25 protein-coding genes are annotated in these 26,126 nt (G+C 56.6%); 11 read left to right on the top strand and 14 right to left on the bottom strand.

The window, feature by feature from the left end; all coding sequences use genetic code 11:
• Both GHN92_RS06140 and GHN92_RS06135 read left to right on the top strand, forming a co-directional pair.
• The coding region (locus GHN92_RS06140; RefSeq protein WP_153379708.1) for a Tim44 domain-containing protein at window positions 1-667 on the top strand (667 nt) is incomplete at its 5' end.
• A 133-nt stretch (window positions 668-800) separates the two neighbouring features.
• On the top strand, window positions 801-1,208 hold the full coding sequence (locus GHN92_RS06135) for an SMI1/KNR4 family protein (RefSeq protein ID WP_178102603.1): 408 nt from the start codon (window positions 801-803) through the stop codon (window positions 1,206-1,208).
• A 95-nt stretch (window positions 1,209-1,303) separates the two neighbouring features.
• On the opposite strand, the gene GHN92_RS06130 is transcribed toward GHN92_RS06135, so the two are convergent.
• Window positions 1,304-3,064 (bottom strand): cation:proton antiporter, encoded by a 1,761-nt coding sequence (locus GHN92_RS06130; protein ID WP_153379706.1) that lies wholly within the window; start codon window positions 3,062-3,064, stop codon window positions 1,304-1,306.
• A 287-nt stretch (window positions 3,065-3,351) separates the two neighbouring features.
• Between GHN92_RS06130 and GHN92_RS06125 the strand changes: the two genes are divergently transcribed.
• Window positions 3,352-3,837, top strand: a complete 486-nt coding sequence (locus tag GHN92_RS06125) for an acyl-CoA thioesterase (protein ID WP_094999550.1) — start codon at window positions 3,352-3,354, stop codon at window positions 3,835-3,837.
• A 30-nt stretch (window positions 3,838-3,867) separates the two neighbouring features.
• Here the strand turns inward: GHN92_RS06125 and pdxY are convergent, their stop codons facing one another.
• Complete coding sequence (gene pdxY / locus GHN92_RS06120) at window positions 3,868-4,740, bottom strand: pyridoxal kinase PdxY (RefSeq protein ID WP_095020586.1); 873 nt, start codon at window positions 4,738-4,740, stop codon at window positions 3,868-3,870.
• Window positions 4,741-4,853: 113 nt separating this feature from the next.
• Here pdxY and GHN92_RS06115 point away from each other — a divergent pair, with 113 nt between their 5' ends.
• Complete coding sequence (locus GHN92_RS06115; protein ID WP_094999552.1) at window positions 4,854-5,255, top strand: DUF3301 domain-containing protein; 402 nt, start codon at window positions 4,854-4,856, stop codon at window positions 5,253-5,255.
• A 199-nt stretch (window positions 5,256-5,454) separates the two neighbouring features.
• On the opposite strand, the gene GHN92_RS06110 is transcribed toward GHN92_RS06115, so the two are convergent.
• The 4 genes from GHN92_RS06110 to GHN92_RS06095 form a co-directional block, all read right to left on the bottom strand.
• On the bottom strand, window positions 5,455-6,429 hold the full coding sequence (locus tag GHN92_RS06110) for a GTP-binding protein (RefSeq protein WP_153379704.1): 975 nt from the start codon (window positions 6,427-6,429) through the stop codon (window positions 5,455-5,457).
• Window positions 6,430-6,468: 39 nt separating this feature from the next.
• Entirely contained in the window at window positions 6,469-7,122 is a 654-nt protein-coding gene (locus GHN92_RS06105; RefSeq protein ID WP_130872230.1) for a DUF1826 domain-containing protein, read from the bottom strand.
• On the bottom strand, window positions 7,119-8,327 hold the full coding sequence (zigA, locus tag GHN92_RS06100) for a zinc metallochaperone GTPase ZigA (RefSeq protein ID WP_130872229.1): 1,209 nt from the start codon (window positions 8,325-8,327) through the stop codon (window positions 7,119-7,121). The genes GHN92_RS06105 and zigA overlap by 4 nt, the downstream gene beginning before the upstream one ends.
• 93 nt (window positions 8,328-8,420) lie before the next feature.
• Window positions 8,421-9,632 (bottom strand): N-acetylmuramoyl-L-alanine amidase, encoded by a 1,212-nt coding sequence (locus GHN92_RS06095; protein ID WP_094999556.1) that lies wholly within the window; start codon window positions 9,630-9,632, stop codon window positions 8,421-8,423.
• A 127-nt stretch (window positions 9,633-9,759) separates the two neighbouring features.
• On the opposite strand from GHN92_RS06095, the gene folE2 reads away from it, so the two are divergent.
• Genes folE2 through GHN92_RS06070 form a run of 5 tightly spaced genes read left to right on the top strand, consistent with a single transcriptional unit; the run spans window position 9,760 to window position 13,637 of the window.
• The gene (gene folE2 / locus GHN92_RS06090) at window positions 9,760-10,653 is read left to right on the top strand and encodes a GTP cyclohydrolase FolE2 (protein ID WP_095024797.1); all 894 of its coding nucleotides are present in this window, start codon (window positions 9,760-9,762) and stop codon (window positions 10,651-10,653) included.
• Entirely contained in the window at window positions 10,653-11,312 is a 660-nt protein-coding gene (locus tag GHN92_RS06085; RefSeq protein WP_153379702.1) for a metal ABC transporter ATP-binding protein, read from the top strand. Before folE2 ends, GHN92_RS06085 begins: the two co-directional genes overlap by 1 nt.
• The gene (locus tag GHN92_RS06080) at window positions 11,312-12,178 is read left to right on the top strand and encodes a metal ABC transporter permease (RefSeq protein ID WP_095026785.1); all 867 of its coding nucleotides are present in this window, start codon (window positions 11,312-11,314) and stop codon (window positions 12,176-12,178) included. The genes GHN92_RS06085 and GHN92_RS06080 overlap by 1 nt, the downstream gene beginning before the upstream one ends.
• Window positions 12,179-12,189: 11 nt before the next feature.
• Entirely contained in the window at window positions 12,190-13,080 is an 891-nt protein-coding gene (locus tag GHN92_RS06075) for a metal ABC transporter substrate-binding protein (RefSeq protein ID WP_150628719.1), read from the top strand.
• A complete protein-coding gene (locus GHN92_RS06070) occupies window positions 13,077-13,637 on the top strand; it encodes a DapH/DapD/GlmU-related protein (protein WP_095020592.1) in 561 nt (186 codons plus the stop codon). Before GHN92_RS06075 ends, GHN92_RS06070 begins: the two co-directional genes overlap by 4 nt.
• Here GHN92_RS06070 and GHN92_RS06065 read toward each other — a convergent pair whose 3' ends face one another.
• Window positions 13,638-14,156, bottom strand: a complete 519-nt coding sequence (locus tag GHN92_RS06065) for a DUF3617 domain-containing protein (protein WP_153379700.1) — start codon at window positions 14,154-14,156, stop codon at window positions 13,638-13,640.
• A gap of 134 nt (window positions 14,157-14,290) precedes the next feature.
• Between GHN92_RS06065 and cls the strand changes: the two genes are divergently transcribed.
• Window positions 14,291-15,730, top strand: coding sequence for a cardiolipin synthase (gene cls / locus GHN92_RS06060; protein ID WP_153379698.1), 1,440 nt, complete (start codon window positions 14,291-14,293; stop codon window positions 15,728-15,730).
• Window positions 15,731-15,855: 125 nt separating this feature from the next.
• On the top strand, window positions 15,856-16,326 hold the full coding sequence (locus GHN92_RS06055; RefSeq protein WP_254925285.1) for a hypothetical protein: 471 nt from the start codon (window positions 15,856-15,858) through the stop codon (window positions 16,324-16,326).
• On the opposite strand, the gene cfaB is transcribed toward GHN92_RS06055, so the two are convergent.
• From cfaB to GHN92_RS06020, 7 genes are all read right to left on the bottom strand, one after another.
• The gene (cfaB, locus tag GHN92_RS06050) at window positions 16,317-17,501 is read right to left on the bottom strand and encodes a C17 cyclopropane fatty acid synthase CfaB (protein ID WP_088378578.1); all 1,185 of its coding nucleotides are present in this window, start codon (window positions 17,499-17,501) and stop codon (window positions 16,317-16,319) included. The two genes, GHN92_RS06055 and cfaB, sit on opposite strands and share 10 nt — an antisense overlap.
• 119 nt (window positions 17,502-17,620) lie before the next feature.
• Complete coding sequence (locus GHN92_RS06045; protein ID WP_095020595.1) at window positions 17,621-19,531, bottom strand: cation-translocating P-type ATPase; 1,911 nt, start codon at window positions 19,529-19,531, stop codon at window positions 17,621-17,623.
• Complete coding sequence (hflK, locus tag GHN92_RS06040) at window positions 19,528-20,586, bottom strand: protease modulator HflK (RefSeq protein WP_153379696.1); 1,059 nt, start codon at window positions 20,584-20,586, stop codon at window positions 19,528-19,530. The genes GHN92_RS06045 and hflK (GHN92_RS06040) overlap by 4 nt, the downstream gene beginning before the upstream one ends.
• Window positions 20,583-21,596 (bottom strand): protease modulator HflC, encoded by a 1,014-nt coding sequence (gene hflC, locus GHN92_RS06035; RefSeq protein WP_094999566.1) that lies wholly within the window; start codon window positions 21,594-21,596, stop codon window positions 20,583-20,585. The genes hflK (GHN92_RS06040) and hflC overlap by 4 nt, the downstream gene beginning before the upstream one ends.
• An 11-nt stretch (window positions 21,597-21,607) precedes the next feature.
• The gene (gene hflK, locus GHN92_RS06030) at window positions 21,608-23,542 is read right to left on the bottom strand and encodes a protease modulator HflK (RefSeq protein WP_094999567.1); all 1,935 of its coding nucleotides are present in this window, start codon (window positions 23,540-23,542) and stop codon (window positions 21,608-21,610) included.
• Window positions 23,543-23,692: 150 nt separating this feature from the next.
• The gene (locus GHN92_RS06025) at window positions 23,693-25,027 is read right to left on the bottom strand and encodes a serine hydrolase (protein WP_153379694.1); all 1,335 of its coding nucleotides are present in this window, start codon (window positions 25,025-25,027) and stop codon (window positions 23,693-23,695) included.
• A 104-nt stretch (window positions 25,028-25,131) separates the two neighbouring features.
• Complete coding sequence (locus GHN92_RS06020; protein WP_153379692.1) at window positions 25,132-26,046, bottom strand: LysR family transcriptional regulator; 915 nt, start codon at window positions 26,044-26,046, stop codon at window positions 25,132-25,134.
• Window positions 26,047-26,126 lie beyond the last annotated feature (80 nt).

Below are 26,126 nucleotides of genomic sequence, written 5' to 3'. Positions count from 1 at the left end.
GGCCGGCGGTGCTTCGCGCTGGCTCGGCCCTCTGGCCGGCCTCGCTGCCGGTGGCCTGCTGGCGTCCATGTTCATGGGCGGCGGCTTCCAGGGCATGCAGTTCTTCGACATCCTGATCATGGCGGTTATCGCCTTCCTGATCTTCCGCTTTATCGCGGCCCGTCGTCGCAAACAAGCTGACATGATGGCCCCTGCTGGCCACGCACCCATGCAACGCGAAGCGTTCGACGCCAAGCCTGCTGCTTCGATCTTCGGTGGTTCGGCTGCCCCTGCAGCACGTCCGGTGATCAACGCTCCAGCCTGGTTCAATGAACAGAACTTCCTGGAAGCCGCGCGCAACCATTTCCAGTCCCTGCAACAGCACTGGGATGCCAACGAAATGGACAAGATCGCCGAGTTCGTGACCCCGCAGATGCTCGACTTCCTCAAGCGTGAACGCGCTGAGCTGGGTGATGGCTTCCAGTCCACCTACATCGACAACCTGACCGTGCAACTGGACGGCCTGGACGATCGCGCAGACAAAACCATTGCAACCCTGACCTTCAGCGGCGTGTCGAAAAACTCGCGCTTTGACCAGGGCGAAGCCTTCAGCGAAAGCTGGAACATGGAACGTCAGCAAGGCGACAACCAGCCTTGGCTGGTGGCAGGTATCCGCCAGAACGGCTAACCCTGCGAGTTACACATGCGTTTACCAAAGCCCCGGACTTGTCCGGGGCTTTGCATTTCACGATTGCACTTATAACGAGCTACTGTATAAAGCGCGTCATATAAACCGCGCCATAGAGCATGAGGATGAGGTCGTGGAAGAGATTATTGAAGAGCTACGCGAAAAAAACGAGCCTGTACCGGTTCCCCTGGAACTGCCTGAAGAAGACCAGTTGGTGGAAATCGAAGAACAGCTGTTCATCGATATTCCATTTGTCTTCAGAGAATTTCTGCTGACCGTCAGTGACGTGGTGTATGGCAGCCTGGAGCCGGTCACAGTGACCGACCCACAATCGCACACCTATCTGCCGGAAGTGGCGGCAAATGCCTGGGATGCTGGCGTTGATCGCAGCCTGATCCCTATTTGCCAGGACGGCGACGACTACTACTGCGTGGAAGAAGACGGCACCGTGGTGCTGTGGTCCGGCGAAGAACAACTCGTCACTGAAGAAACCTGGGAATCGGTCTGGCACTGGGCGCGCGACGTCTGGCTGGAAAGCTGATACCTCCAGGGTTGGTTGACGTTTCGTTGTGAGCCACAACGAAACCTCAACAGCCCCCGGGCATCCCCGCTTTCCAGCCATTGGTCAGCGGGCTGTCAGTGCCCCCCCTCCTTGTGGTTATCCAGCGTTTCCAGCAGTGCAACCTGCATGCGCGTGTGAATCCGGATAAACCAGCGCCACAACAGCGCCGCAACCCCCGCCGCCACCACCGCAATCACCATCAGCAACTCGTTGGTGGGCAGGATGCTTGCCGACAAGGCCGACAGCAGCAGAAAAATCACCAGCAACGACAGAATCGGGATGACTTCCGAGATCACCCGGCGCACGCGCTGCGTATGGCGCCCTGCCATTTCCGGCTTGACCCCCATCTCGGCCAGTAGCATCGAAAGCGCCTTGAGCTTGCGATACGCCGCAATCAGGAACGGCAACGACAGCAGCAAAGCTGCCCCCCAGATCATCCCTTTTTGCCAGCTCGGCTCCAGAATCCAGCCCTGCAAATAACGGCCGATGCGCGGTGCGAAATAACCGCCGGCAAAGAAAATAGCGATGACCAGGGCCAGATTGACCACAACTTGCAGCAAGATCTTGCGAATCATGGCCGCCAACAACGCCCCTTCGCCCTGCGGCTGAATACTGCGCAGCCATTCGCCATACAACCCCAACACCCGTGACAAGCGACCAGGCACCACCTGTGCCAGCTTGAGCGAGAGCGGGTCTGCGGCGCGAATCAGGTAAGGGGTCATCAGGGTGGTCAATACGGAGACGGCCACTGCTACGGGGTACAGGAAGCTGCTGGTGACCTGCAATGTCATACCCAGCGCCGCGATAATGAAAGAAAACTCCCCAATCTGCGAAAGCCCCATTCCGACTCGTAGCGAGGTACGTCCATCATTGCCTGCGATAAACGCCCCCAGCCCGCAGGACAGCATCTTGCCCAGCACCACGGCGATAGTGATCACCACAATTGGCAGCGCGTACTCCAGCAGGATGGCCGGGTCGAGCATCAACCCGATGGCGACAAAGAATATTGCACTGAACAAATCACGCACCGGTTCAATCAGGCGCTCGATTTTCAGTAACTGACGCGACTCGGCCATGATTGCACCGATCAAAAACGCCCCGAGCACCATGCTGTACTCCAGCTTGACCACCAGCAGGCAAAAGCCAAAACACAGGCCCAGCACAGTGATCAGCAGCATTTCATTGCTTTCGAATCGGGCTACATACGCCAGCACACGCGGCACCAGCAAAATGCCGATAACCAACGCCACGATCATAAACAATGACAATTTACCGACGGTCGAAAAAACCTCTTCGGGGCTGACGCTGCCGCTGACCGCAATGCTCGACAGCAGCGCAATAATCCCGATACCCAAAATATCTTCAACGATCAGCACGCCAAAAATCAGCTGGGCAAAGCGCTCGTTTTTCATCTTGAGGTCGTTGAGGGCCTTGACGATGATGGTGGTAGATGAAATGGCCAGGATGGCGCCCAGAAACAGCGAATCCATGGTGTTCCAGTCGAACCAGCGGCCAATTTCATAACCAATCCAGATCATCAGCGTGATTTCCATAAACGCTGCGATAAAGGCTGTGGCCCCGACCTTGAACAACTTGCGCAGGCTGAACTCCAGCCCCAGACAGAACATCAAAAAGATCACCCCCAGCTCAGCCAGGGTTTTGATCGTTTCTTCATCGTGAATCAGGCCAAACGGCGGGGTGTGCGGGCCGATAATAAAACCTGCAACGATATAACCCAGTACCACCGGCTGTTTGAACCTGTGGAAAAGAATCGTCACCACACCTGCGACCAGCATGATGACTGCCAGATCCTGAATAAAACTGATGGCATGCATGGCGTGGCACTCCTTGTTTGATATTCACCAGGCAACATGACGACAGACACAGCCTGTCAGGCCGCGCGTATCGACTGTTTAAAATGTAGGAAGTATCCGACTAACGGACTTTTGCAGGTTAACACCGCGACTTGCGACAGAAAGGCGGTGCAATATATGGAAACAGATAGAGATAAGCGTGACGGCAGCCAACACGGCAGCGTCCCGTTAATCACTGTTTCAAAAATCGACAAGTATCCACAGAGATACCCATTTCACTGCTGCAACACAACCACGAGCCTGCTGCTATGGAACCCGGAAACTCCCAACTGTCGATGACGGTCTTGATGACCCCGGACATGGCCAATTTTTCTGGCAATGTTCACGGCGGAACCCTGCTCAAGTACCTCGATGAAGTCGCCTATGCCTGCGCCAGCCGCTATGCGGGGCGGTATGTGGTCACCTTGTCGGTGGATCAGGTCATTTTTCGCGAGCCGATTCATGTCGGTGAACTGGTGACCTTCCTCGCCTCGGTCAACTACACCGGCAACACCTCGATGGAAGTTGGCATCAAGGTCGTTACCGAAAATATCCGCGAGCGCTCGGTGCGCCACACCAACAGCTGCTTCTTCACCATGGTAGCCGTGGACGACGACCGTAAGCCGGCCGCTGTTCCGCCGTTGCAGCCAGTGAACAGCGAAGACAAGCGCCGCTTTATCCAGGGCAAGCAACGCCGCCAGATCCGTCAGGAGCTGGAGCAGCGCTACCGCGAGCTAAAAGACGAAACACTGTAAGCCCGCTCCCACAGGTTTTGTTCAGTTTGCTTACAAACTGATCGGCACTGCCTCAAACCGCACACGCGGATGGGCAATGCGGTCCTGGGCCCGTACCAGCTGCAATTCATAGCTGGTGCAGGCCTGGGTTTCCAGCAACACCTCATGCACCGCCGCAGCGGTAAATTCAAACGCAGCCACCAGGCTGTCGCCCAGCAGCACTCTCGCCAGGAACAAACCTGAGGTCAGGTCGCCTACGCCCACTGGCTGGCGCGGGAAGGCAAGCAGCGGCCGACGCAAGTGCCAGTTGCCCTCTGCCGTGACCAGCAGCATCTCGAAACTTTCAGGCGGTTTGCCCGGATACGACAAATGCTTCACCAGCACCGCTTTCGGGCCGCGGGCCAGCAAGCTGCGGGCCATGGCCAGGCAGTCAAACAACGATTGCGGATGACGGCCGCAAAAACTGTCCAGTTCGAGTTGGTTGGGGCACAAAAAATCGGCCATAGCGGCAGCTTCTTCAAGCAGGAAGTCACTGACTTCCTGAGGCACGATACAACCTTTCTCCGGGTGCCCCATTACCGGGTCGCACAGGTACAGTGCATGGGGATTAACAGCCTTGATACGCGCCACCCCACTTAAAATGGCCCGCCCCTGCGCCGCACTGCCCAGGTAACCGGACAAGACCGCATCACAGCTGCCCAGCTCGCCGATGGCGGCGATTCCATCGACCAGCGAAGGAATTTGCTCGGGAGCCAACACTTCCCCCGTCCACTGGCCATACTGAGTGTGATTGGAGAATTGCACCGTGTTCAGAGGCCAGACATTCACCCCGACGCGCTGCATGGGAAAAACCGCTGCGCTGTTGCCGGCATGGCCGAAAACCACGTGGGATTGGATGGCGAGTAAATGAGGTGTACGTTTCATGCCGGATTCCAGACTACGGGTGGATTCAAGCCACGCAGTATGCGACCAAACGCGGCCTGTACGACAGGTTGAAGACGCAGTTAAGCTGAGCACAATCTGTTGGAGCACATGTAATGCTGACCCTGGGAAATATGTTCGTCCTCATGCTGCTGGCTGCAGGCGCTGCCTGGCTGTGGCACAACCACGGGCTGCGCGAGCGGGCGCTGGAGCGGGTCAAGCAACACTGCAAAAACCTCGATATCGAACTGCTCGATGAAAACGTGGCGCTTAAAAAAATCGGTCTGATCCCCGACGCCAACGGCCATAAACGCCTGGCCCGTGTGTATAACTTTGAATTCACGGTGACCGGTGATCAGCGTCATACCGGAACCATCACCCAGTTCGGCGCCCACAGCGTAAAAATCGAGCTGCCGCCCTACCCGTTCCAGACCGAAGCCGAGCCAAGTGTCATTCCCAGCGCTCAGGTGATCGAACTCAGCCAGTGGCGCCAGGAACACAGCAAGACCCGCCACTGAGCCCTGCCTTTCAGCGCCTGCATGCCGGGCGCCTGTGGATAACTTTCCGCGCAACCTCGCTAAAACCATTGAGATAGACACCTCTGTGAGGTTTTAACGGTGCAAATCCCATGCGCACACTTAAAGTTGTAGGACAATTTTACCAGCACAGAACCCGCTAAAACCTTGGGTTTTGTGCCTCGCAACACGGGCCTGCTACCTAAAAAACCTCCTTGAGTAGACAACTTTCCAGCCCCGAGCAAAGCAAATCCAGATCCTGGGGCTGAGCAAAAATCAATTCGAGGCGTGAATCCTTGCGCCACTCACTCGATCTCCATTGCGCGATCGAGTTATCCACAGAATTGTTCGAAAACCAGCCCGCCGAACCATGAATAACCAGCTTTGCACGCTGCCAATCCAGGCTTTCGAGCCACTGTTGCAACAGATCCAGGTCAAATTGCCGAGAGGGGTGCCAGCGCCAACCTGCGCTCCATCCTTCGGGCTGATGTTGAGTCATCACCAACGGCGTACGCGGGTCGGAAAACACACTGCCAATATGATTAAAATCCTTATAAATCAATGAGTTATCCACAGCATGAGCGATATTCATATGGGCTACAGGCAGCGTATTTAAAGGGATGCGGCCATGCTCGACCCATAAAACAGGGCACTCTGGCAGGCTGCATGCAATCTGCTCACGTTGCTCATTTGGGACACTATTAGATTTATTCATGACCAGTAAACCGGCACTTTTCAGGGCCTCTTGCTGGGTTTTTGGCAAAGGTTTGCCCTGAGCCATCGCTTGCGCATCGAGCACCATGACGCACGGCTGGAGGACCAAAACCCCCAGCCAGGGCGCTTCACCGAGCTGCTTTAGAATCTGTGCGGGATGGCCTAAACCGGAAGGCTCGATAAACAGGCGATCGGGCATAGACTTGCGCAAAAGGCGACTCAAACCGATCTGAAAAGGCGCGCCATTGACGCAGCACACACAGCCACCCGCCACTTCGGTGATAGCAATGTCATCGCTTCCCTGGCTCATCAGGGCCGCATCCAGGCCGATCTGACCGAACTCATTGACCAGCACCGCCCAGCGTTCGTGTGGCGGTTTGTGTGCCATCAGATGCTGAATCAGACTGGTTTTGCCGGCGCCAAGCGGCCCGGCAATCACGTGGGTAGGTATGTTTTGCAACATGAGGCCAGCTTCTGTACGGATTGAAGCAAGCAATATGCCTCAGGCCAGCCAATCGAGGGTCAAAATCAGCCTGCGCTCGCCCGGTGCCAGTGCCGGCGAACGATGGATCAACCCCGCTCCCTCGTTACCCTGCCACTTCTCCCCCTTGAGCAAGGCAACTTCACCGGCGTTTATTTGCTGAATCAACTCTGCACGGGCGGGTTCGGCCTGCACCTGCCCTAACTGACGACGCTCCATTACGCCTTCCTGCAGCCACTGGCTACCAATCCCTGCATAAGTGGTAATAAGACGTACAGGTACATGGTCCACATGAAACCGGGGGCACATGGCTTTATCCAGGGCCCTGAGACGCAGCCCAATGCGTTTTGCGCCCAACAGGCACGCGTAGGCACTCACCAGCCAGGAAACGTCTGCAATAAAGCCTGCATAGCCTTCCAGATCATTAAACCTGGCAGCCAGGCCTGTCAGGATGGGGTGAGCCTTTTCGTTGGGCATATCTATCACGATGGCGTCAGCCAATGGCTCGTCCAGCGAAAGCAATAAAGCCCCGAAATCGACGATATGCACAGGTAACTGACGCTGCCAGATCGCCAGGTTGACGTCTTCATCCAGAATTCGGGTCATGATTTCAGGCGTCTGCCCACGAACCTGATCGATCAACGGCTGAGCGGTAAAGGCAAATGCATTCTTCATGCAGCCACCTCTTCACACCAGTCGCCAAAAGGATCGCTCAGCAATTTCCAGCTCGCTTCGCCCAAGGCCATTTCAGCATCGTTGAGCAAACAGGCATCGAGTTCAGCCGTCAGCCGGGCGAAGTCGATGTGCTGACCGATAAACACCAATTCCTGGCGGCAATCTCCTGTATCCGGCAGCCATTTTTGCAATATTTCTGCCTTGGCTTGCGGCTCCTGCGGCCATTGGTCGCGGGGCACAAAGCGCCACCAGCGACCGGCAAACCCATAGCGCATCAGACCGCCAGCCTGAGACCAACTGCCCGCCTCCTGAAATTTACTGGCCAGCCAGAAAAAACCTTTGGAGCGCAGCAGTTTGCCATTGGTCCAGGGCCGCTCGATAAAATTGAAAAAACGTTCGGGATGAAAAGGCCGGCGCGCACGATAGGCACTGGAGGCGATGCCGTACTCTTCGGTTTCGGGCACATGCTCACCGCGTAACTCTTGCAACCAGCCCGGTGCCTGCGCCGCACGGTCAAAGTCAAACCGGCCGGTATCGAGAATTTTATGCAGCGCAATTTCACCCATGACCATAGGCATTATTTCGGCCTGAGCGTTGAGGCGTTGCAGAATGGCCATTAATTCTTGCCGTTCGTCGGAACTTATTAAATCAATTTTGCTGATTAAAATGACGTCAGCGAACTCAACTTGTTCGATCAATAAATCAGTAATTGACCGTTCGTCTGATTCTCCAAGGGTTTCACCCCGTGAATCCAGGCTCTCTGCGGCTTGATAATCCTGAAGAAAATTCAGCCCGTCGACCACTGTAACCATCGTATCCAGGCGGGCAATATCGGCCAAGCTTTGTCCTGATTCATCACGAAACGTAAAAGTTTCTGCCACAGGCAGCGGTTCTGAAATACCGGTCGACTCGATCAATAAATAATCAAATCGACCCTCCCTGGCCAGTGCGCTGACCTCTTCAAGCAAGTCTTCACGCAGGGTGCAACAGATGCAGCCGTTGCTCATTTCGACCAGTTTTTCTTCAGCCCGGTTCAAGGTCACATCGCGCTGTACTTCACCGCCATCAATATTTATTTCGCTCATATCGTTAACGATCACGGCCACGCGCAAGTTGTCGCGGTTGCGCAAAATATAATTGAGCAGCGTGCTTTTACCTGCACCTAAAAAGCCTGAGAGAACAGTTACAGGAAGACGATTCGACATCTGGATATTTCCTCATCAGGGCTGCAGGTCAAAACGCCCGCTTGGCAGTCAATCCGATACCGGATCAATAAATGATACATTATAACAATACATTTAAGACAACCCTGAAGTGACGAACGTACTGTTTTTCTGTTCGTTAACCCACGCCATATGGCTGCTGGCGGGCGGATTTTTCTGAAAATAAGCGATTAATCCGTTAAATAAACCCTCGGCTACCGCCTGTTGATGACGCGCGGTGATCAAGCGCTCGCTGTCGCGGGGGTTGGACATAAAGCCCGTCTCTACCAGAATCGACGGAATATCCGGCGACTTGAGCACGGCAAAACCGGCCTGTTCCACGCGTTTTTGATGCAGTGAGGTGATGCCCGAAAGGCTGCCCAGAATGGTGTTGCCCAACTGCAAACTGGCCGCGATGGTGGCATTCATGGACATATCGAGGATCACGCCTGCGAGCATCGGGTCTTTGTCTTTAAGGTTCAAAAGGCGGGTGGCACCGAGCAGATCCACACCATTTTCACGCTGTGCCATATACCGCGCTGTGGCCGATGTGGCACCACCCTCCGAGAGCGCGTACACCGATGCTCCAGACGCCGTAAGGCGCGGCGCTGCGTCTGCATGCACCGAAATAAACAGGTCTGCATTGTGCTTGTGAGCGACTTCTACCCGCTTGCGCAGGGGGACAAAGAAATCATCATTGCGCACCAGCCGTGCATCAAAGCCTTTTTCACGCTTGAGGCGCTTGGCCAGCAGCTGGGCGATGGACAAAACAACATCCTTTTCACGATGGCCTTTGGCGCTCGTCGCACCCGGATCCTTACCCCCGTGCCCGGGGTCAATCACCACAATAATGTCGCGTTTGGGGTGTGTGTTGCTTGGCGTTGCCGCTGCCACACCCAGTTTGGCGACCGCACTTTTGGCCAGGTCTAGCACCAGCCTGTGACCTTGCCCGCCCTGGGGTGGCAGCAGAAAACTGCTGAGCTGAACCGGCTCATCCAGGTCCAGCACGATGCGCGTATCACCCTGGCCGTAATGCCCGGAGCGAATCGAACGCAGGCCCGTATTGGCCAGTACCAACTCACTGAAATCCCCCTTCAGGCTGGCACCACTCACATCAATAATCAGCCGATCGGGAGCCGTTAATGAGAAGGTTTTGTACTGCACCGGCCCACTCAGATCCAGAACCAGACGCAAGGTATTCCCGGTGCGCCATAGCCTGGCGTGCTGAATTTGGGCAGCTGAAATTCCCAGCGGCAATGTGAATACGGAACTGGCAAGCAGCCAGTTGAGCAGTTGACGTCTGTGCATGGCCTGTACCGCAGATAAGGGAGCATCCGTACTCAAGATTGCTGTGTGTATGCCCCAGCAAAAAAGCATCGTCGACTTTATAGTTATAATATAACATGTCAAAACACTCTGCGACGGATCTCACTTTATGAATGCGCTGACTTTGCCAGATATCGCCGCGCAGTCATCCCAGCAAGCAATAGCGCTTGAATGGGTCGGTATGTGCGGCATTGCTTCCCCGGTATTAATCAACGGCCAACGCCTCAGCGCGAAAATAGATGCCGGCGTCAATCTCGTAGATGCCACTGCACGGGGCATTCACATGTCTCGCCTGTATCTGGCGTTGGATCAGCTGGAAACGGAAAACCTTACGCCTGCCCTGCTCAGGCAACTATTGCAGTGCTTTCTCGACAGCCACGAAGGTTTATCGAACAAAGCCTATGTGCGAATTCACAGCGACGTACTGCTCAAACGCTCGGCCTTAGTCAGCCCATTGGCAGGCTGGAAAAGCTATCCAACAAGCATTGAAGCGAGTTTGAAAAACGGAATGTTCCACGTGGAACTAAAAATTCTCGTGAGTTACTCCTCCACATGCCCCTGCTCAGCGGCGCTCGCACGGCAATTAATACAGCGACAATTCATCGATGATTTCGCCAACACATCACTGCAACACGCAGATGTTCTTGCTTGGCTCGGTAGTTCAAAAGGTATCGTGGCCACACCACACAGCCAGCGAAGCGCTGCACATCTAACGATTCGTTTGGGACATCAGTTCCCACAACTGCCTCTGGAAACAATCATCAATAACGCCGAAGGCGCATTAGGGACTGCCGTTCAAACAGCGGTAAAACGCGCCGACGAACAAGCCTTCGCACTGGCCAACGGTCAAAACTTGATGTTCTGCGAAGACGCGGCCCGAAGGCTCAACACGGTGTTGCAGAAAACTTCTGGCGTGGAGGCGTTCAAACTTAAAGTTGTTCACGCAGAAAGTTTGCACAGCCATGACGCCGTGGCCGAAAGCTTTTGGAATTGGGAGGCGTGATGATCGCTTGTCAGCATCTGACTTGGGGCGTTCCGGGTCAGCCCCTCACTCCAGCGCTAAATATGAACCTGGTCAAAGGCAGCCTCACAGCCGTAATAGGCGCCAATGGTTGCGGCAAAAGCAGTTTGCTCAAAGTGATTGCGGGGCTGCAAAAGCCGCTCTCGGGGAAAGTTGTGCTGGATGTTCCACGCCAAGGCAACGTGGCCTTTATGCCACAACAACAATTTATGGATCGGCAATTCCCTATCAGTTTGCAAGAGTTGGTGGCTGCGGGATTTTGGGGCAAGAAGCAAACGGCCCAACAACGAAGCGACCGGTTGAACGCTGTCTTGGCAGACTGGCATTTAGACGGCCTGGAACACCGACCGCTTATGGCCCTGTCGGGCGGCGAATTGCAACGCTCGCTTCTGGCCCGCTTATGCCTTGCCGATGCCTCGGTGTTGCTACTGGATGAACCCCATGCAGCTCTCGATGAACTGGGGCAAGAACTGCTCTGGCAACATATCCAGAGATGGCAAACCGAAGGCCGAACGTTGCTGGTTGTGTGCCATGACCTTAACGCCGTTCGCAAACATATCCCCCAAACATTATTGATTAAAAGCAGCGGCAACTTACTGGCGCCGACCGAGCAACTGATCAACCCGCCGCAGGTCGCCTGATGGTTATCGCCAGCCAGTTATGGCAACCGTTCCAGGAATTTGTCTTTATGCGCCGAGCCTTATTTGGCGGTCTGGTACTGGCATGTAGCACGGCCCCCCTGGGCGTTTTTTTGATCTTGCGGCGCATGAGTTTGATTGGTGATGCAGTCGCACACGGCATTCTCCCCGGAGCTGCGCTGGGTTTTTGGTTTGCCGGGCTGAGCCTGCCTGCTTTGACATTGGGGGGGTTGGGGGCGGGTTTGAGCATGGCCGGAGTGTCAGCCTGGATCACTCGGCGCACCGGCTTGCGTGAAGATGCCAGCCTCGCGGCGATTTACCCGATCTCATTGGCCAGCGGCATATTGATCCTTGGCATCGCCGGTAAACGTCTTGATCTGCTCCATCTGTTGTTTGGTTCAGCCTTGGCCGTCGACAGCCAGACGCTCACGGGCATGCTCTGGGTAACCGGCTTCAGCATGCTGCTGATGGCAGCCATCTACCGCCCATTGTTGCTCGACACCCTGGATCCTCTATTCCTTCGCAGTGTCAGTCGGCTGGGGCCATTGGCTCACGGGCTATTCCTGACATTGGTGGTGTTGAATCTGGTGATCGGCTTTCAGGCTATCGGCGCACTGATGGTGGTTGGCCTGATGATGTTGCCGGCTATTGCCTCGCGCTTCTGGAGCCGTCGACTGCCTGTGCTGATCCTGATCTCGGCTGCGATTGGCTGCGTTTCGGTTTGGCTGGGCCTTTTGCTGTCGTTTTATTACTCACTGCCCAGCGGCCCGGCCATCGTGCTGATAGCGGGTTGCAGCTATGCGTTGTCTGTCATTTTTGGTCCGGTACACGGTTTGCTGCGCCGACCGCCTTTGCTGTCATCCCGATGAGGTGCAACACGATGCGTGCTCTACCCATGATATTCAGTATGTGCGTGGCGATGGGCTTGTCCCTTGGCGTCGCGGCTCAGACACCGAAAATACCTGTCGTTGCCAGCTTCAGCATTCTCGGCGACATGACCCGGGCAATCGGCGGCGAACATGTGCAAGTCAGCGCGCTGGTCGGCCCTGATGAGGATGCACATACCTATGAGCCCACCCCGGACGATGCCAAGGCACTGCTCAATGCCAAGATCATTATCAAAAATGGCCTGGGGTTCGAGCCCTGGCTTGATCGCCTGGTGAGTAGTACCGAAACCCCGGGGGCTATCGTGACTGCCAGCAAAGGAGTGGCTGCTCACACGATGGAGGAAGACGGCGAAACCATCCCCGACCCTCACGCCTGGCACAACCTGACAAACGCAAAACTGTATGTGAACAACATCACTCAAGCGCTGATCAAGGCCGACCCGGCCGATGAGGCGTACTACAACCGCAACCTTGCGGCTTATCTGAAAAAGCTGGATCGACTGCAAGCCGAGGCCATAACTGAGCTGGGCAACCTGCCCGCCGGCAATCGCCGTATCGTGACCTCCCATGATGCCTTCGGCTATCTGGGCCAGGCCTATGGCATCGACTTTATGGCACCTCAGGGCTTGTCCACTGAGCGCGAACCTTCGGCCGCTGAAGTCGCTTCGCTGATTCGTCAGATACGGGCCGACAAGGTGAGGGCCGTATTTATGGAGAACATTAAAGACTCGCGTCTGTTGCAGCAGATTGCCGATGAAAGTGGCGCACAGATTGGTGGCACGCTGTACTCCGATGCCCTGGCCAGTGAAGGTCCGGCCAGCACTTTTCTTGGCCTTTTCGAATACAACCTCACCACCCTGCACAACGCATTGAGCACACCATGATCCGAAAAAATCCATCAGGCGACTTGCCACAAATCGCCGAGTCCGCCTATGTCGACAGAACGGCCATCATTTGCGGCAAAGTAGTGATCGGCGAAAACGTATTTGTCGGACCGTACGCCGTGATCCGCGCCGATGAAGTCGACAAGGACGGCGGCATGCAACCGATCAGCATCGGCGCTAATTCAAATATTCAGGACGGCGTGGTCATTCACTCAAAGTCCGGCGCGGCGGTCATCATTGGTGAAAACACTTCGATAGCACATCGTTCCATCGTTCACGGGCCATGCCGTGTTGGCGATAGGGTATTTATCGGTTTCAACAGTGTGCTGTTCAATTGCGAGTTGGGTGATGGCTGTGTGGTGCGGCATAACTCGGTCGTGGATGGCCGCGACCTGCCGGATAACTTCTATGTGCCGTCCACGACCCGAATCGGACCAAACACGGACCTGAGCCAATTTGCGCCAGTGAGTGTTAGCGCATCGGAGTTTTCAGAAGATGTAGCGCGCACCAATGTGGATTTGGTGCGCGGCTATAAAGCGCTGCAAAACGAGTTCTGATCAAGTACGCGGTTTGACGGTTCCACAGTTTTGTCCCAACCAGACAGCACGGGTATCCATGCTGCCCTTCTGCTGTATCCCGGTCGCATTGAAGGTGCCATTTACTTGGGTGGTGAACTCCCGATCACTGGCAAACGTTGCCACACCTGCGCCCTGGGCTTTTGGACAACTAAAGCGAAACTTCCACTGATTTCCACTACGCTCAGTGATCTGCTGGGTACACCCAGACTTGGGGTCAGTCAGCGGAATGTTGTCTGACTTCACTTGCTCGGGCGTCAGGCACACCCGCACACCTTTGCCCGCCATGGTCAGCCCCTGGCTTTCCAGTTGGGCTTTTTGTTCCGGGGTCAGCATATTCTGTAATTGGCCTAACATTACCTGCAGTTCAGGCAGCTGTTGGCCATCTACCTGCATATTGCTGGAGCTGAGTTCCCAAAGCCCCGGTTGCAGCATCTGGGCCTGAGCCACAGGAATCGACAAACCACAGGCCATGAACAGCCCAAGCAGACGAACATTCATCAAGCAACTCCTACGCGATTGTCAGCGTTAGACGTCAAAAAAGGGCAAGTGTTGCGCCCGCAAACAAATAGGACATTCATAACAGATCATGGTCTGTTAGTACTGGCATTAGACATTTTGGAGTAAGGATACGCATGGATTATCTAGGCCCGCACGTACTTAGTTATCTGATTTTATTAATCCACAGCTTAGGCCTGATTGCCGCCGTGCATGCAGTGCTGACGGTCAGGACTGCGCAGGGCTCGATTGCCTGGGCTATGTCGCTGTTCTTTATTCCTTACTTCACCCTGATCCCGTATCTGATCTTTGGCCGTAGTACTTTTGACGATTACATTCGAGCCCGTCGCGATGCCAACCAGGAAATGCGTGAAGCCATCACCCATCTGAGCTGGCGCCCATGGGTCGAAGAAGCACTGGCCGCACGCAGCTCAAAAGCCTACGCCTCGCTGCGCGCAATGCCCAGACTGGGTCGCATGCCATGCCTGGCCAACAACAGCGTGCGCCTGTTGATCAATGGCACGGCGACATTTGACGCCATTTTCGATGCCATTCGCTCAGCCAGAGAAGTGGTGCTGGTGCAGTTTTTTATCATCCACGACGATGACCTGGGCATGAAACTGCATGCACTGCTGCTCGAAAAAGCCGCGCAAGGGGTCGCGGTGCATCTGCTGTATGACAGTATCGGCAGCCATGCCTTGCCAAAAGTTTATGCCGAGACCCTGCGCGCAGGTGGCGTACAAACTTATGCGTTTGCCACCCGTGGCGGCTGGATCAGTCGTTTCCAGGTCAACTTCCGTAACCATCGCAAAGTGGTGGTCGTGGATGGCGTGCGCGGTTTTGTCGGCGGCCATAACGTTGGCGATGAGTATCTGGGTGCCAAGCCCCCGCTGTCGCCGTGGCGCGATACCCATGTGGAAGTCACCGGCCCTGTTGTGGCCTGCCTGCAGGAGTCGTTTGCCGAGGACTGGTTCTGGGCCGCACGCAAACTGCCGCCCCTGATCCTGCCACAAAGCTACCCGGACGGTGGCGTGCTCTGCCAGTTCCTGGCCAGCGGCCCGGCAGATCCATACGAAACCTGTTCGCTGTTTTTCGTTGAAGCTATCCATGCCGCCAATCAACGGGTGTGGATTACCAGCCCTTACTTTGTACCTGACGAAGCGGTGTTTTCCGCGCTCAGGCTCGCCGTGCTGCGCGGCGTGGATGTACGCATCCTGATACCTTCACGCCCGGACCACAAAATCGTGTACGCCGCATCCAGCCTGTATGCCTTCGAGGCAGTACGCGCAGGCGTACGGATCTTCCGTTACCAGCCCGGTTTTGTGCATCAAAAAGTAGTACTGGTCGATGACGAGATCAGCGCCATTGGCAGCGCCAATATGGACAACCGCTCGTTCCGTCTCAACTTTGAAGTCATGCTGCTGACCGTCGACCAAGACTTCGCCAGGCAAGTCGAGCATATGCTGCTTGATGACTTCGCACTGGCCCGTGAAATCACTGATGCCGATATCAAAGCCACACATCGTTTGCAGCAACTGGGCATGCGAATAGCCAGACTGGTTTCACCGGTTTTATAGCTGTGTAGGACGGATCTGAATTACTCAGGGCAGGCAAAAGCGTCAAGCAGGATTCCATAAACTGAATGGCCCGGAATAACCCGGGCCGTTCAGTTTAAGGAATAAAAATAATGAGATTCTCGTTAATGGGTGTGCTCTTCACTATCAGCACGCTTGCTTCAGCTCAGGCCAAAGACACCCCTCACACCCCGCCGCTAATCAACGTAGAAGTGGGCCAGCCAACGTTTATCCACCGGCTGCACTACAAGAAGATGTATAGCGAAAAGCCCTTCGAAGAAGCAGTGCTGTACTACTACGACAATGGCCTCTACAAAATCATCTCCCCGGGAGAGAACCATTACGGCGTGTATGTAGTGGAGGGAGATTTTACTGACGACCAATACCGCATCAGTTACATCTCCCTCCCCTCACCGGACTGGGGCGGCAATGTTGCCCGCCACGACCTTGTTTTCAACAAAAGCTCACTGACGTTTGAGCAAAAAGCCCTGGCCAAGGTTGATCAAAATATCGGGCTCCAGAATGGGCGCTTCGTCCTGGACAGAAACCTGATACAAGACCCGCAACCCATCACCTGGGAAACCCACGCTCAGCGGTAAATATCCGCCCTGGTCGGTGGTAACTCCAACGAGCCATCGGCATGGGGCTTGGTCGCCAGAATCTGGTCGATGTTGATCCAGCCATGGGCAAAGGCGTAGGCACAACCGGCCAGATACAAACGCCAGATCCGCAGGGCCTGCTCCGGTACCTGCTTGGCGGCAGCATCCAGTTTTTGCTCCAGGCGCTGGCTCCAATGCTCCAGCGTACGCGCGTAATGCAGGCGCAAACTTTCAACATCGACCACTTCCAACCCGGCCTCGCTGATTTCGGCAGTCATCATCGACAGATGCGGCAACTCGCCATTGGGGAACACATAACGATCGATAAAATCCCCTGCACCCCGACCAACCTGGCGGCCATCGGTGTGCTTGGAAGTGATCCCGTGGTTCATCACCAACCCGCCTTCGCGCACCGCTCTGGAGAGAATTTCGCAGTATTCGCGCAGGTTGGCGTGCCCGACGTGTTCAAACATCCCGACGCTGACGATTTTGTCGAACCGGCCATCCTGCGGCAGATCGCGATAATCGAGCAGTTGCAGATCAACCTTGTCTTGCAGACCTTCAGCGTTGACGCGCTCACGGGCAAGTTTGAGTTGTTCCTTGCTTAGGGTAATCCCGAATACCTTGACCCCATATTCGCGTGCGGCAAACCGCGCCAGCCCGCCCCAACCGCAGCCTACATCCAGCAAGTATTCGCCGGGCTTGAGTCGCAGCTTGCGGCATAACAGACGAAACTTGGCTTGCTGGGCTTCGTCCAGACTCTCTTCCCCGGTTTCAAAATAACCACAGGAATACGCCATGTCGCGATCAAGCCACAGCTGGTAGAAGTCATTGGACAGGTCGTAGTGATAAGAGATGGACTCGGCGTCAGTCGCCTTGTCGTGATAAACCCGGGGTGGCGGGGCGTAGTCATCATCATCTACCAGCGCCTGGCTCAACTCATCGCATACCCGAATCGCTTCGCTGATAGAGCCTTCCAGTTCAAGCCGACCCTCAACGAAGGCACTGCCCAGCAAGTCGAGGCTGGGGTGGGTAAATTGAGCCACCAGGGTCGGGTCCTTGACCACGATCGTGACGCTGGGCGTCGGGCCGAAATTGAACTCGTGCCCGTCCCACAGCCTCAGGCGTAATGGAAGTTGAAGTTTCTGTAAGGCCGGTGGAAGTTGCGCGAGCATCTGTAATCCTCCTTCATTTCAGATATCAAAACTATAGGTTAGACGAATAACGAAAACTGTCAGCTTCGCGGACAGGAGGTCGATGCTAGAGCGGGCGCGACCGTTTATCCGAATCACTTTCAAGCCAACTTCAACGGCTGCAGGGGTTCATGAAACCGCAGCAAACGCCCAGCATTGCCCAGCACCAGCAATGTGCTGAGGTTATGCAACACCGCGGCGATCATCGCGCCGGCGGCCCCCAGCCAGCCAAACGCCGCCGCCGCGACAATCGCCAGGGTCCAGCCCAGGCCGATGATCACATTGACCTGCAAAGTATGCCGGCACTCACGGCTCAGGCGCACGCAGGTGCCCAGCCGACGCAAATCGCTGCCGATCAACACGATATCCGATGACGCCAGCGCGATATCCGCGCCACCGGCGCCCATGGCAACCCCCACCACACCGGCCTTGAGCGCCAGCGAATCGTTGATACCATCGCCCACCACCATAGGCCGAAAGCCGTTGCCGATTTCACTCAGCACACGTTCGAGCTTGTCTTCGGGCAGTGCCTGCGCTTGAACTTCGTTGATGCCCACAGTGTGCGCCAAATGCTCGGCCACGCTCTGGCGGTCGCCGGTCAGCAGCACCTGGCGCCCAAGCCCCAGTTCACGTAATTCACTTAACGCCTGTCGGGCTTCGGGTTTTACGCTATCTGCCAGCAACAGCCAGCCCAGGAAATTGCCATTGAGGGAAAGCCCGGCAATAGGGCCATCGTGGTCAGGCACGGCACTGGTGGTGATGTTCAATTGACTGAACAATTCAGGACGGCCCAACGCTGCTTCACCCTGCCCGGTGCTGGCCACAATGCCCAACCCTTGTCGCTCGCGCACATCATTGAGGGGGAGCATCTGCTCGTGGCTCACCAACCCGGCCAGCGCCCGGCTCACCGGGTGGCTGCTGGCGGCGCCCAAACTGGCGGCCAGTTGCAGCAGCGGTTGCTCGTGCAGCACATCGGTTTCGATCGCTTGCAGGCGCAAAGTGCCGTAGGTCAGGGTACCGGTTTTATCCACAACCAATGAGCTGAGGTCTGCCAGCTCTTCCAGAAACGCCGAACTACGGATCAAGATCCCGTGGCGCGCCGCCACGGCAATCCCGGCAATCGCCGTCGCCGGTGCCGACAACACCAGCGCACAAGGGCACGCAGCCACGAGCACTGCCAGCATGGCCTGGGCATCGTTGGTGATAAACCAGGTCACTGCTGCAATCATCAACACCAACACCATATAACTGCCAGCATAGCGTTCAAGCAAACGGGTGATCGGCGGCTTGGCGCGCTCGGCGCTTTGCATCAGGGCGATGACTTTACCTAATGTCGATTCTTCACCGGTGCGGGTAACCTGTACCCGCAGTAAACCATCGAGGTTGATGGCCCCACCAAAGACCGGCATGCCGCTACCGACTTCCAGCGGCACTGACTCACCGGTAATAGAGGCCGTATCCAGGCTGGCCTGCCCTGCCAGTACCAGACCATCGGCGGGCACCCGATCTCCAGCGCGCACCTCTACCTGATCGCCGCTTTTAAGGGTGGCGTTGTCGACTTCCAGCAAACTGCCGTCAGCCTGAAATAAACGCGCCTGGCTGCGGGTCAGTTTGCCCAGGGCATGGATCGCTTCCTGGGAGCCAATCACACTGCGCTCTTCCAGCACATGGCCAAAAATCATGATGATCGGCAGCAAAGCCGCCGTCAGCAAATCGCCGGTGGCCCAGGCGCCGAGCATGGCCAAGGCAATTAACTGGTCGGTAATCCCGTGCAGGCTCGGGTAGCGCAGGCTGTACCAGGCCGAACGCATGACCGGCACGGCCACCAATATTGAAGCAAAACCCAGCAGCAACTGACTGACGCCGATTTGCGCGGGCATCAGCCAGCGCCATACCAGCCCTAAACCCAACAAGCCCAGCGCCAGCATGGCCAGTGTCAGTTGGCGTGCTGCGCGACGTTGTTCGGGACCCGTCAACAGGCTCACGGCGGGTTGAGTGGCAGACGCATTCATTGTTCGGCTCCCTGAATAATCAGGCGGGAATCATCGTTGGGATCGACGCTGGTGACAGAACCGGCCTGCCCCAGAATCTTGGGCATGCGTTCGCGGTACAGGCGCAACATCAAGCCAGAGTCATTGCCGGCCTGCTGTACCTTGGCCAGGTTGATGATGGTAGACGTATCTGCCTGAGCCTTGGCCAGACGCTCGCTGGCCTGGGCCTGGGCCTGCTCGACACTGCGATCAGCCTGCTGGGTGGCCGATTGGGTGACTTTGGCCGCTTCATTGCGCGCTGCAGCCACCGCTTGCTCCGCATGCTGGCTGGCCGTCAGTACCGCATTGAAGGCATTCACCGCAGGGCCCGGCAAACTCGATTGCACATCCACCCGTACCACTTGCAAACCAATCCCCTGCCCGGTGGCACTCAGGGATGCGAGTTGTTGGTTGATGCCTTGCACCAGATCACCGCGCAGGCGCTCACGGCGTTCAGCTGCCTGGCTGTCGCTGCCGATCAGTTCCGGGCGCGCCACCAGAATCGTGTCCAGATCACGGGCGGCGGTCAGCGCAACGGCGCTACGTGTCACCAACCGGTCCAGCGCAGGCAGTACATGCTCACCTTGCAGCACAAACGCATAGGGCTCGGTGACGTTGTAAAACACCCGTACATCCAGTTGCACCACGCCAGCATCACCGGTCAGCAAATACCCGGAACCGGCCAGCGCATCGCTGACCGGCGTGGCGAACGAAGCTTTTCGATCGGCCTGCAACGCCACATCCGAGCGCAGCAGATTTTCAATCCGGCGTTCACTCACGCGGTCTGCTGCGGGGACGATCACCACTTGCTCGAAAGGCTTTGGCCACGCCCACAACAAGCCGGCATTCTGGATACGGTCCAACGCGCCCATGCGCAATACCACGGCACGATTTTGCGGATCGATCTGACGCACATTGGAAAACCCCCAGGCAACCGCCGCGAATACAGTCACCGCGTACAGGCCCAAAAATGCCAGTCGCCCCGCCTGTTGCCATGGGCTGCTGACACCTTTGATTTCATCAGGTGCCTGGCTCATGGCTGCGATCCAGCCTTGGCATCCAGCTTCGGCGGGCCATCGACCAGTACCCGGAAGGGTGCGGCATCGGTGCGCAAAATAATTTTTGTGCCGGGATTAACCATTGTTCCCAGCGTATCGAGCGCGCGCAGTTCGTTGTACAGCGCGGGCGAACTGGCATAGGCACGACCATAAATCTGCGCGGCTTCTACCCGCGACTGCGCTTCGATATCCGCGGCCTTGATGCTCGCATCGGCCTGCAGGATGCGCGCATCGCGTTCGGCAGCGGAGCGGATTTGCGCCGCTTCGCGCTTGCCTGCGGCGGTGCGCTCCGTGGCGATGGTTTCGCGCTCGGCACGCATGCGGTCAACCGTCGCCGTGAGCGTGACCGATGGCAAAGTCAGGCGCTCCACGCCCACTTGCAGCACACGCACACCATAGGTGTTGAGCAATTGCTGTTCGATCTGCTGACGCAATTGCGCTTCAAAGTCGGCAATTTTGACCTGGCTGGCATCGGTGTTCACCAGGCTTGAAAGATCAAAACTGGCAGCCGTCGTTTCCAGTGCCGACCCCACAAATGTACGGATCTGCCGCGCCGCTTCGTCAGGCTGATTTTGTACGGCGCGCATAAAGCGCTGCACATTCTCGGCATCGGGCTGCACCTGCCAGGCCACATAGGCCTGCACAATAATCCGCAGACCATCGCGAGTGCCCACGTCCTGCAGGCCGCTGGAGGTGGTGCGCAAACGCAGATCCACCGGCACGCTGACTTCAAATGGCGCCGGCCAGCGCCAGCCCAGACCGGGCTCCAGCAGCACCCGGGCCGGGTTGCCAAAGCGGGTAATTACCGTGGCTTCGCCGGAACGTACTTGCACCAGGCTCGCCGCGGCGATGGCGAACAGCACCAGCAATGCCGCCCAGCCCATGCGTCGCCACGGGAAGGGGCTTGGCTCAAGGGTATCGTCATGATGGTGATGACCGTGGTGGGAACAGCCATGATGATGGCTGCTGTGATCGTGGGATTGAGACAAGAGAAGACTCCTTACTGAGCAGCTTTACGCGGCGCGACAGGATCGGCCGGCAGCGTGAAAGAACGCAGGTCGAGGGTCGGCGCACTGCTGCCCCCAAGGCGATGGTCGAGGATCAGCAATCGGGCATTGTTCAGCCCCTGGCTTAACTGGCTCAGGTACTGTTCCAAAAGGAACGCATGACCGGCACTGGCGTAGGCTTTTTGCTCGGCGCCAAAGCGCAGATCAGCTGTCAGTGCGGTGGCATTTATTTCACGCGCCAGCGCATGGGCTTGATCCAGGGCAACGCTGGCCTGCAATTGCGCCACATTGGCTTGTTCACTGGCCGCGCCCCGTTCGCGGGCAATCAGGGCCTGCGCGCTGATCTGTGCTGCCTGCACACCGTGATAGGCATTGGCGGCCCCGGCAGGTGGGTGGATGGCTTCAACCACGGTGGCAAGAATTTCCACCCCGCTGTCCAGGCCATCCAGATCAGCCTGCACGGCGTGGCCTATATCATCGGCCAGCGCACTGCGCTGCTCACCGAGCACACCATCAAGCGTCCGAGAGGCAAAGTCGTGTACCAGAATGCGGCTGGCGGTAGTGCGAATAAGCGTCGGTACATCAGCACTGTGATAAGTGGCGGCAATGGCGGCGTGGTCGCTCAGGCCAATGCGATAGACAAAACGCACGTCCATATTGACGATCTGAAAGCCCTGTTTGTCGCCACTGTCGCTGGCAATCACCTGGGACTTGTCATTCACATGGGTGGCATCCCACAGGCGATTGGCGGTAAGCGGTGGTAAACCATCGGCAGGCGTGAGTAGCGGATCGACAGTCGATTCTGTGCTAGTGGCCAACTCATGTACCACACCGTTTTCCACCGCCAGGACTCGCCCAAAAGGCCATGGCAGGCCCACGTGCAAACCCGGGCCCAACACTTCAACCGGCTCACCAAAGCGCTCATAAATCCCTCGACCTTGCAGCGGGATTTCACTCACACCGCTCAGCACCCAGCCAACAGCAGCAACCACCGCCAGCACCGGGAAAAACGCTTTGCGCATAAAGGTAAAAGCCCAGATTTGGCGCAGGTCGATGCCGAACCGGTTATGCAATTCGCTCTGCAGCGTCAGCAATGGCTGAGGCGGCCAACGCAACATACCAGCGACAAAGCTTTGCCCGATCATGCGCGGTTCTAGTTTGTCGCGGCGCGGGATGAACAGTGCAGCCAGCGCCCTCAGAATCAGCTCAATAGCCACGGCAGCAGGTAGCAACCCGGTCAGCACCGCGAGGCGGGCAGGCCACACCGCATCGTCGCTGCTGAAAATCAGGCACACGGCGCTCAGGAGCAAAGTGAGGATGGGCACGCGAACCAACGGTGCCAGCAAACGCGCCTCCGGCCATTGGCCAGGGTGTTGCTGCGCCAGGAAACGTTCGAACACTAACAGTGCAAACGCGCACAGCACCGCAATGCCAGCCGCGACACTGCCCCAGGTTCCCAGAGCCAAACCGGGTAAAGCCAGGTTCCAGGTGTGCTGGACGCTCCACCAGGCGACACCGCTCACGCCTGCCAGCCACAAAACGGGCGCGCCGATGGTGGCCAGCACCTGTTTTGCCCCGGCATCAATCCGCTGGTTAAAACGTTCAATGCCACGCAACTGTTCGTCGGGAGCGACCTCAGCCACCTGTGGTGCGGGGTTGAGTGCGTCATTGCGCCAATCCGCCACCCAGTAAGCCGATTGAACGCCTGCGGCCAGCACCAGCATGGCTGCTGCGTTATTGCCCAGCAGCACCGGCCACAGCGATTCCGATGAAAACAGACCTATAAAAAATGCCAGCACCCACGCCAGCAACGCCAGGACTGCCAGCACTACCCCCAGTAGATAGAGCTGACGAGCCTGTGCGCTGGCGCTTTGGAAACGAGGCAAAGACTCGAGCCGGCCCTCCTCTGCCTCTAAATCGACACGCATGGAAACACTCACTTATGAAATATCTAGTTACGATATCGCAGAAATGATGAAACTTTTGTCGAGCTTACGGATTCTTCATCTTGGTTTAAAAACGACGAAACACCGTTGTGGGAGCCGGTCAAGCACGACTCCCAGCGTTTTTTGGCGCTATCAGTCCGGGTGAGTCATCAACTGTTTGGCCAGGGCTTCAAATGCAGGAATAGTCACCGGATCGTTAGCCGAGTTGCTGGCAACCGGGTTGGAGGCATAACGCACAATAACCATTTCGGCTTTCGGGTCAATGTAGGTGCGCTGACCGTAAACACCGCGCGCCATAAAGGCACCATCCGCGTTGTGCGTCACCCACCACATGTCGCGATAGCTGGCGCCCTTGAGCAAGTCATAACCGGCTTTGGCAAAGGCCGCTTTATCGCCGCCACCACGAATGTCATCGACAACCGCCTTGGGTACGATTTGCTTGCCGAGATACTGACCATTGTTACGGATCATTTCTCCAAAGCGGGCCATGTCCCGTAGCCCGGTATTCAAACCACCCCCCGCAAACGGGGTACCGATTGAATCCACGGTGAAATAGGCCGATTGTTCAGCGCCAATGCGCTGCCAGATTTTTTCCGAGAGCAATTGCGCAACGTTACGCCCTGTCACTCGTGCAATGACCCAGCCCAGCACATCGGTGTTCACGGTTTTATAAGCGAAGGCCTCGCCGTGCTCCCCCTCCGGCTCGACCGTCTGCAAATATTCCATATAACTTTGCGGGCCGGTGTAGTCCTTGGGTTTGGGGAGCGGATTGCCCGCCTGGGCATGCTTCCAGACTTCCGCATTGGGGTCGGCATAATCTTCGCTGTATTTAAGCCCCGTGGTCATGTCCAGCACCTGGCGCAGGGTGGCGTTGCCAAAGGCCGACTTGGCCAGCTCGGGTACATACTCAGCAATTTTTTTATTGGCATCCAGCGTGCCATCAGCCACCAGCATCGCGCCCATCGTGCCCACCACGGACTTGGTCATCGACATGGCGCCGTGCTGGCCTTCGGGGGTCAGCACACCAAAGTAACGCTCATAAACAATTTTGCCGCGGTGCAGCACCACAATGCCGTCGGTGTAGTTCGCCGCCAGCGACTGTTCCCAGGTCATCGGCTCCTTGCTGCCCAGTGGCACGAAGGTCAAGGCGTCGATATCCGTGCGCAAGGCTCTGGCCAGCGGCACGGGCGCACCCAGGCCACGGGAGACATTGGTGGTAGGCATCAATTGACGGAAGTTGGAAACACTCCAGCGCATGGCGGGAAACTGGAAATAACTGCCGTCGGCAAAGCGCACGATGCGATCCGGCGGGGGCGGTGCACCGACCATCCAGCCCAGCTTCGCCGGGTCGCTGGCAGCGGCGTCCGGGTAACTGGTTTTATCGCTGGCACAGGCGATGGAAGCCGCCAGGCAAGTCACTAGAAAAACCGCACCGGTGCGGGCGGGTTTGATAAATCGCTTGATCATCGAAAATTCCTTTTCAGTTCATGGCCGTGCCCTACCCTGCGGGATAAGCAGTGGGAATGTATAGCGCACACCAGCACCCGCAGGCGATTTTGCGCACCTGAAATTTATTTTTTTATTTTTTCGATCAACCCTTCCAACTCATGAAAGTCGCTGTGGATGATTCGTTCACGGCTCCAGATCATGTCCAGAGTGAAAGTCGGAAAACCGGGCGGCGGTTGGAGAACTTTAATGTTTGGCGGCACATTCAACGTCGCCACTATTTTTTTCGGGATCACGATCAGTGCCGGCACCGCCAATAAAACATTGACCCCGGCGTGATAGGAGTTGGCCCGGGTAAAAATATTTCTACGCCGCGACTGTTTTTCCAGCCAGCCATCCACCATGTTTTTTTCCGACAGCCACGGCGTTGGAAATATGTGCGGCGTGTCACAAAACTCATCAATATCCAAAAAAGATTTAGCCTGATGTTTTGCCACGCTGGACAGGCACACAAAAGAATCTTCAGTAAGGCTGCGATAGCCCAGCAACGGATGCCGTTGGTGATAGCCCGGGCCGAAGCCAAAGCAAACGTCGGTGTCAGAAGCCAATAACTCATTGATGGGCAAATCCTGGCCCAGGCGGCTCACACTCAACGCCCAGTTGCGCCCGGTCGAACGCACCTGCTGCAACAATGCAGGCAACATGAGAATTTCAAAATATTCAGGGGCAGTGATATTCCACTGACGCAGCGCGGTGCCCTGCCCTGCTCCTTCCTTGGCGCACTGATTGATGCACTGCAGGATGTTTTGCAGATAGGGCTTGATCGCCAGCACCCGTGCCGTGGGTTGCATGGCGCCGTCGGTGTTCTCGAAGAGTTTGTCGTCGAAACAGTGGCGGAGTTTTTTCAGGCTGTAACTGATGCTTGATTGGCTGAGATTCAACATTTCTGCCACACGCTTGGCGCTGCGATTTTCGATCAACAGCAAGACAATCGAAATATCCTGCATATCCAATTGTTTCAGCGCATTGGTGTAAAGCATGCCAGCTCCTTGCTGAAGTTATCCACAACCCAGAAACCACAAGACATCCACGTACATTTGCTGGCGCTGCTTGCGGCGCG

It is taken from the genome of Pseudomonas sp. FSL R10-2964, assembly GCF_009600035.1.
In the GTDB taxonomy this organism is placed as follows: Bacteria; Pseudomonadota; Gammaproteobacteria; order Pseudomonadales; family Pseudomonadaceae; genus Aquipseudomonas; species Aquipseudomonas bubulae.
The sequence above is the reverse complement of the archived record's forward strand: the minus strand, read 5'-3'. Positions and strand labels throughout refer to the sequence as shown.

What these genes read in the sequence shown, in the direction of transcription:
- GHN92_RS06105 (WP_130872230.1), bottom strand. Translation starts at nt 7,122, where the DNA reads ATGAAGAATGCATTTGCCTTTACCGCTCAGCCGTTGATCGATCAGGTT.
- pdxY (WP_095020586.1), bottom strand. Translation starts at nt 4,740, where the DNA reads ATGAAACGTACACCTCATTTACTCGCCATCCAATCCCACGTGGTTTTC.
- GHN92_RS06125 (WP_094999550.1), top strand. Translation starts at nt 3,352, where the DNA reads ATGGAACCCGGAAACTCCCAACTGTCGATGACGGTCTTGATGACCCCG.
- GHN92_RS06070 (WP_095020592.1), top strand. Translation starts at nt 13,077, where the DNA reads ATGATCCGAAAAAATCCATCAGGCGACTTGCCACAAATCGCCGAGTCC.
- GHN92_RS06130 (WP_153379706.1), bottom strand. Translation starts at nt 3,064, where the DNA reads ATGCATGCCATCAGTTTTATTCAGGATCTGGCAGTCATCATGCTGGTC.
- zigA (WP_130872229.1), bottom strand. Translation starts at nt 8,327, where the DNA reads ATGTCGAATCGTCTTCCTGTAACTGTTCTCTCAGGCTTTTTAGGTGCA.
- folE2 (WP_095024797.1), top strand. Translation starts at nt 9,760, where the DNA reads ATGAATGCGCTGACTTTGCCAGATATCGCCGCGCAGTCATCCCAGCAA.
- GHN92_RS06045 (WP_095020595.1), bottom strand. Translation starts at nt 19,531, where the DNA reads ATGAATGCGTCTGCCACTCAACCCGCCGTGAGCCTGTTGACGGGTCCC.
- GHN92_RS06055 (WP_254925285.1), top strand. Translation starts at nt 15,856, where the DNA reads ATGGGTGTGCTCTTCACTATCAGCACGCTTGCTTCAGCTCAGGCCAAA.
- cfaB (WP_088378578.1), bottom strand. Translation starts at nt 17,501, where the DNA reads ATGCTCGCGCAACTTCCACCGGCCTTACAGAAACTTCAACTTCCATTA.
- GHN92_RS06020 (WP_153379692.1), bottom strand. Translation starts at nt 26,046, where the DNA reads ATGCTTTACACCAATGCGCTGAAACAATTGGATATGCAGGATATTTCG.
- GHN92_RS06025 (WP_153379694.1), bottom strand. Translation starts at nt 25,027, where the DNA reads ATGATCAAGCGATTTATCAAACCCGCCCGCACCGGTGCGGTTTTTCTA.
- GHN92_RS06115 (WP_094999552.1), top strand. Translation starts at nt 4,854, where the DNA reads ATGCTGACCCTGGGAAATATGTTCGTCCTCATGCTGCTGGCTGCAGGC.
- GHN92_RS06095 (WP_094999556.1), bottom strand. Translation starts at nt 9,632, where the DNA reads ATGCACAGACGTCAACTGCTCAACTGGCTGCTTGCCAGTTCCGTATTC.
- hflK (WP_094999567.1), bottom strand. Translation starts at nt 23,542, where the DNA reads ATGCGTGTCGATTTAGAGGCAGAGGAGGGCCGGCTCGAGTCTTTGCCT.
- GHN92_RS06110 (WP_153379704.1), bottom strand. Translation starts at nt 6,429, where the DNA reads ATGTTGCAAAACATACCTACCCACGTGATTGCCGGGCCGCTTGGCGCC.
- hflK (WP_153379696.1), bottom strand. Translation starts at nt 20,586, where the DNA reads ATGAGCCAGGCACCTGATGAAATCAAAGGTGTCAGCAGCCCATGGCAA.
- GHN92_RS06080 (WP_095026785.1), top strand. Translation starts at nt 11,312, where the DNA reads ATGGTTATCGCCAGCCAGTTATGGCAACCGTTCCAGGAATTTGTCTTT.
- cls (WP_153379698.1), top strand. Translation starts at nt 14,291, where the DNA reads ATGGATTATCTAGGCCCGCACGTACTTAGTTATCTGATTTTATTAATC.
- GHN92_RS06085 (WP_153379702.1), top strand. Translation starts at nt 10,653, where the DNA reads ATGATCGCTTGTCAGCATCTGACTTGGGGCGTTCCGGGTCAGCCCCTC.
- GHN92_RS06075 (WP_150628719.1), top strand. Translation starts at nt 12,190, where the DNA reads ATGCGTGCTCTACCCATGATATTCAGTATGTGCGTGGCGATGGGCTTG.
- GHN92_RS06065 (WP_153379700.1), bottom strand. Translation starts at nt 14,156, where the DNA reads ATGAATGTTCGTCTGCTTGGGCTGTTCATGGCCTGTGGTTTGTCGATT.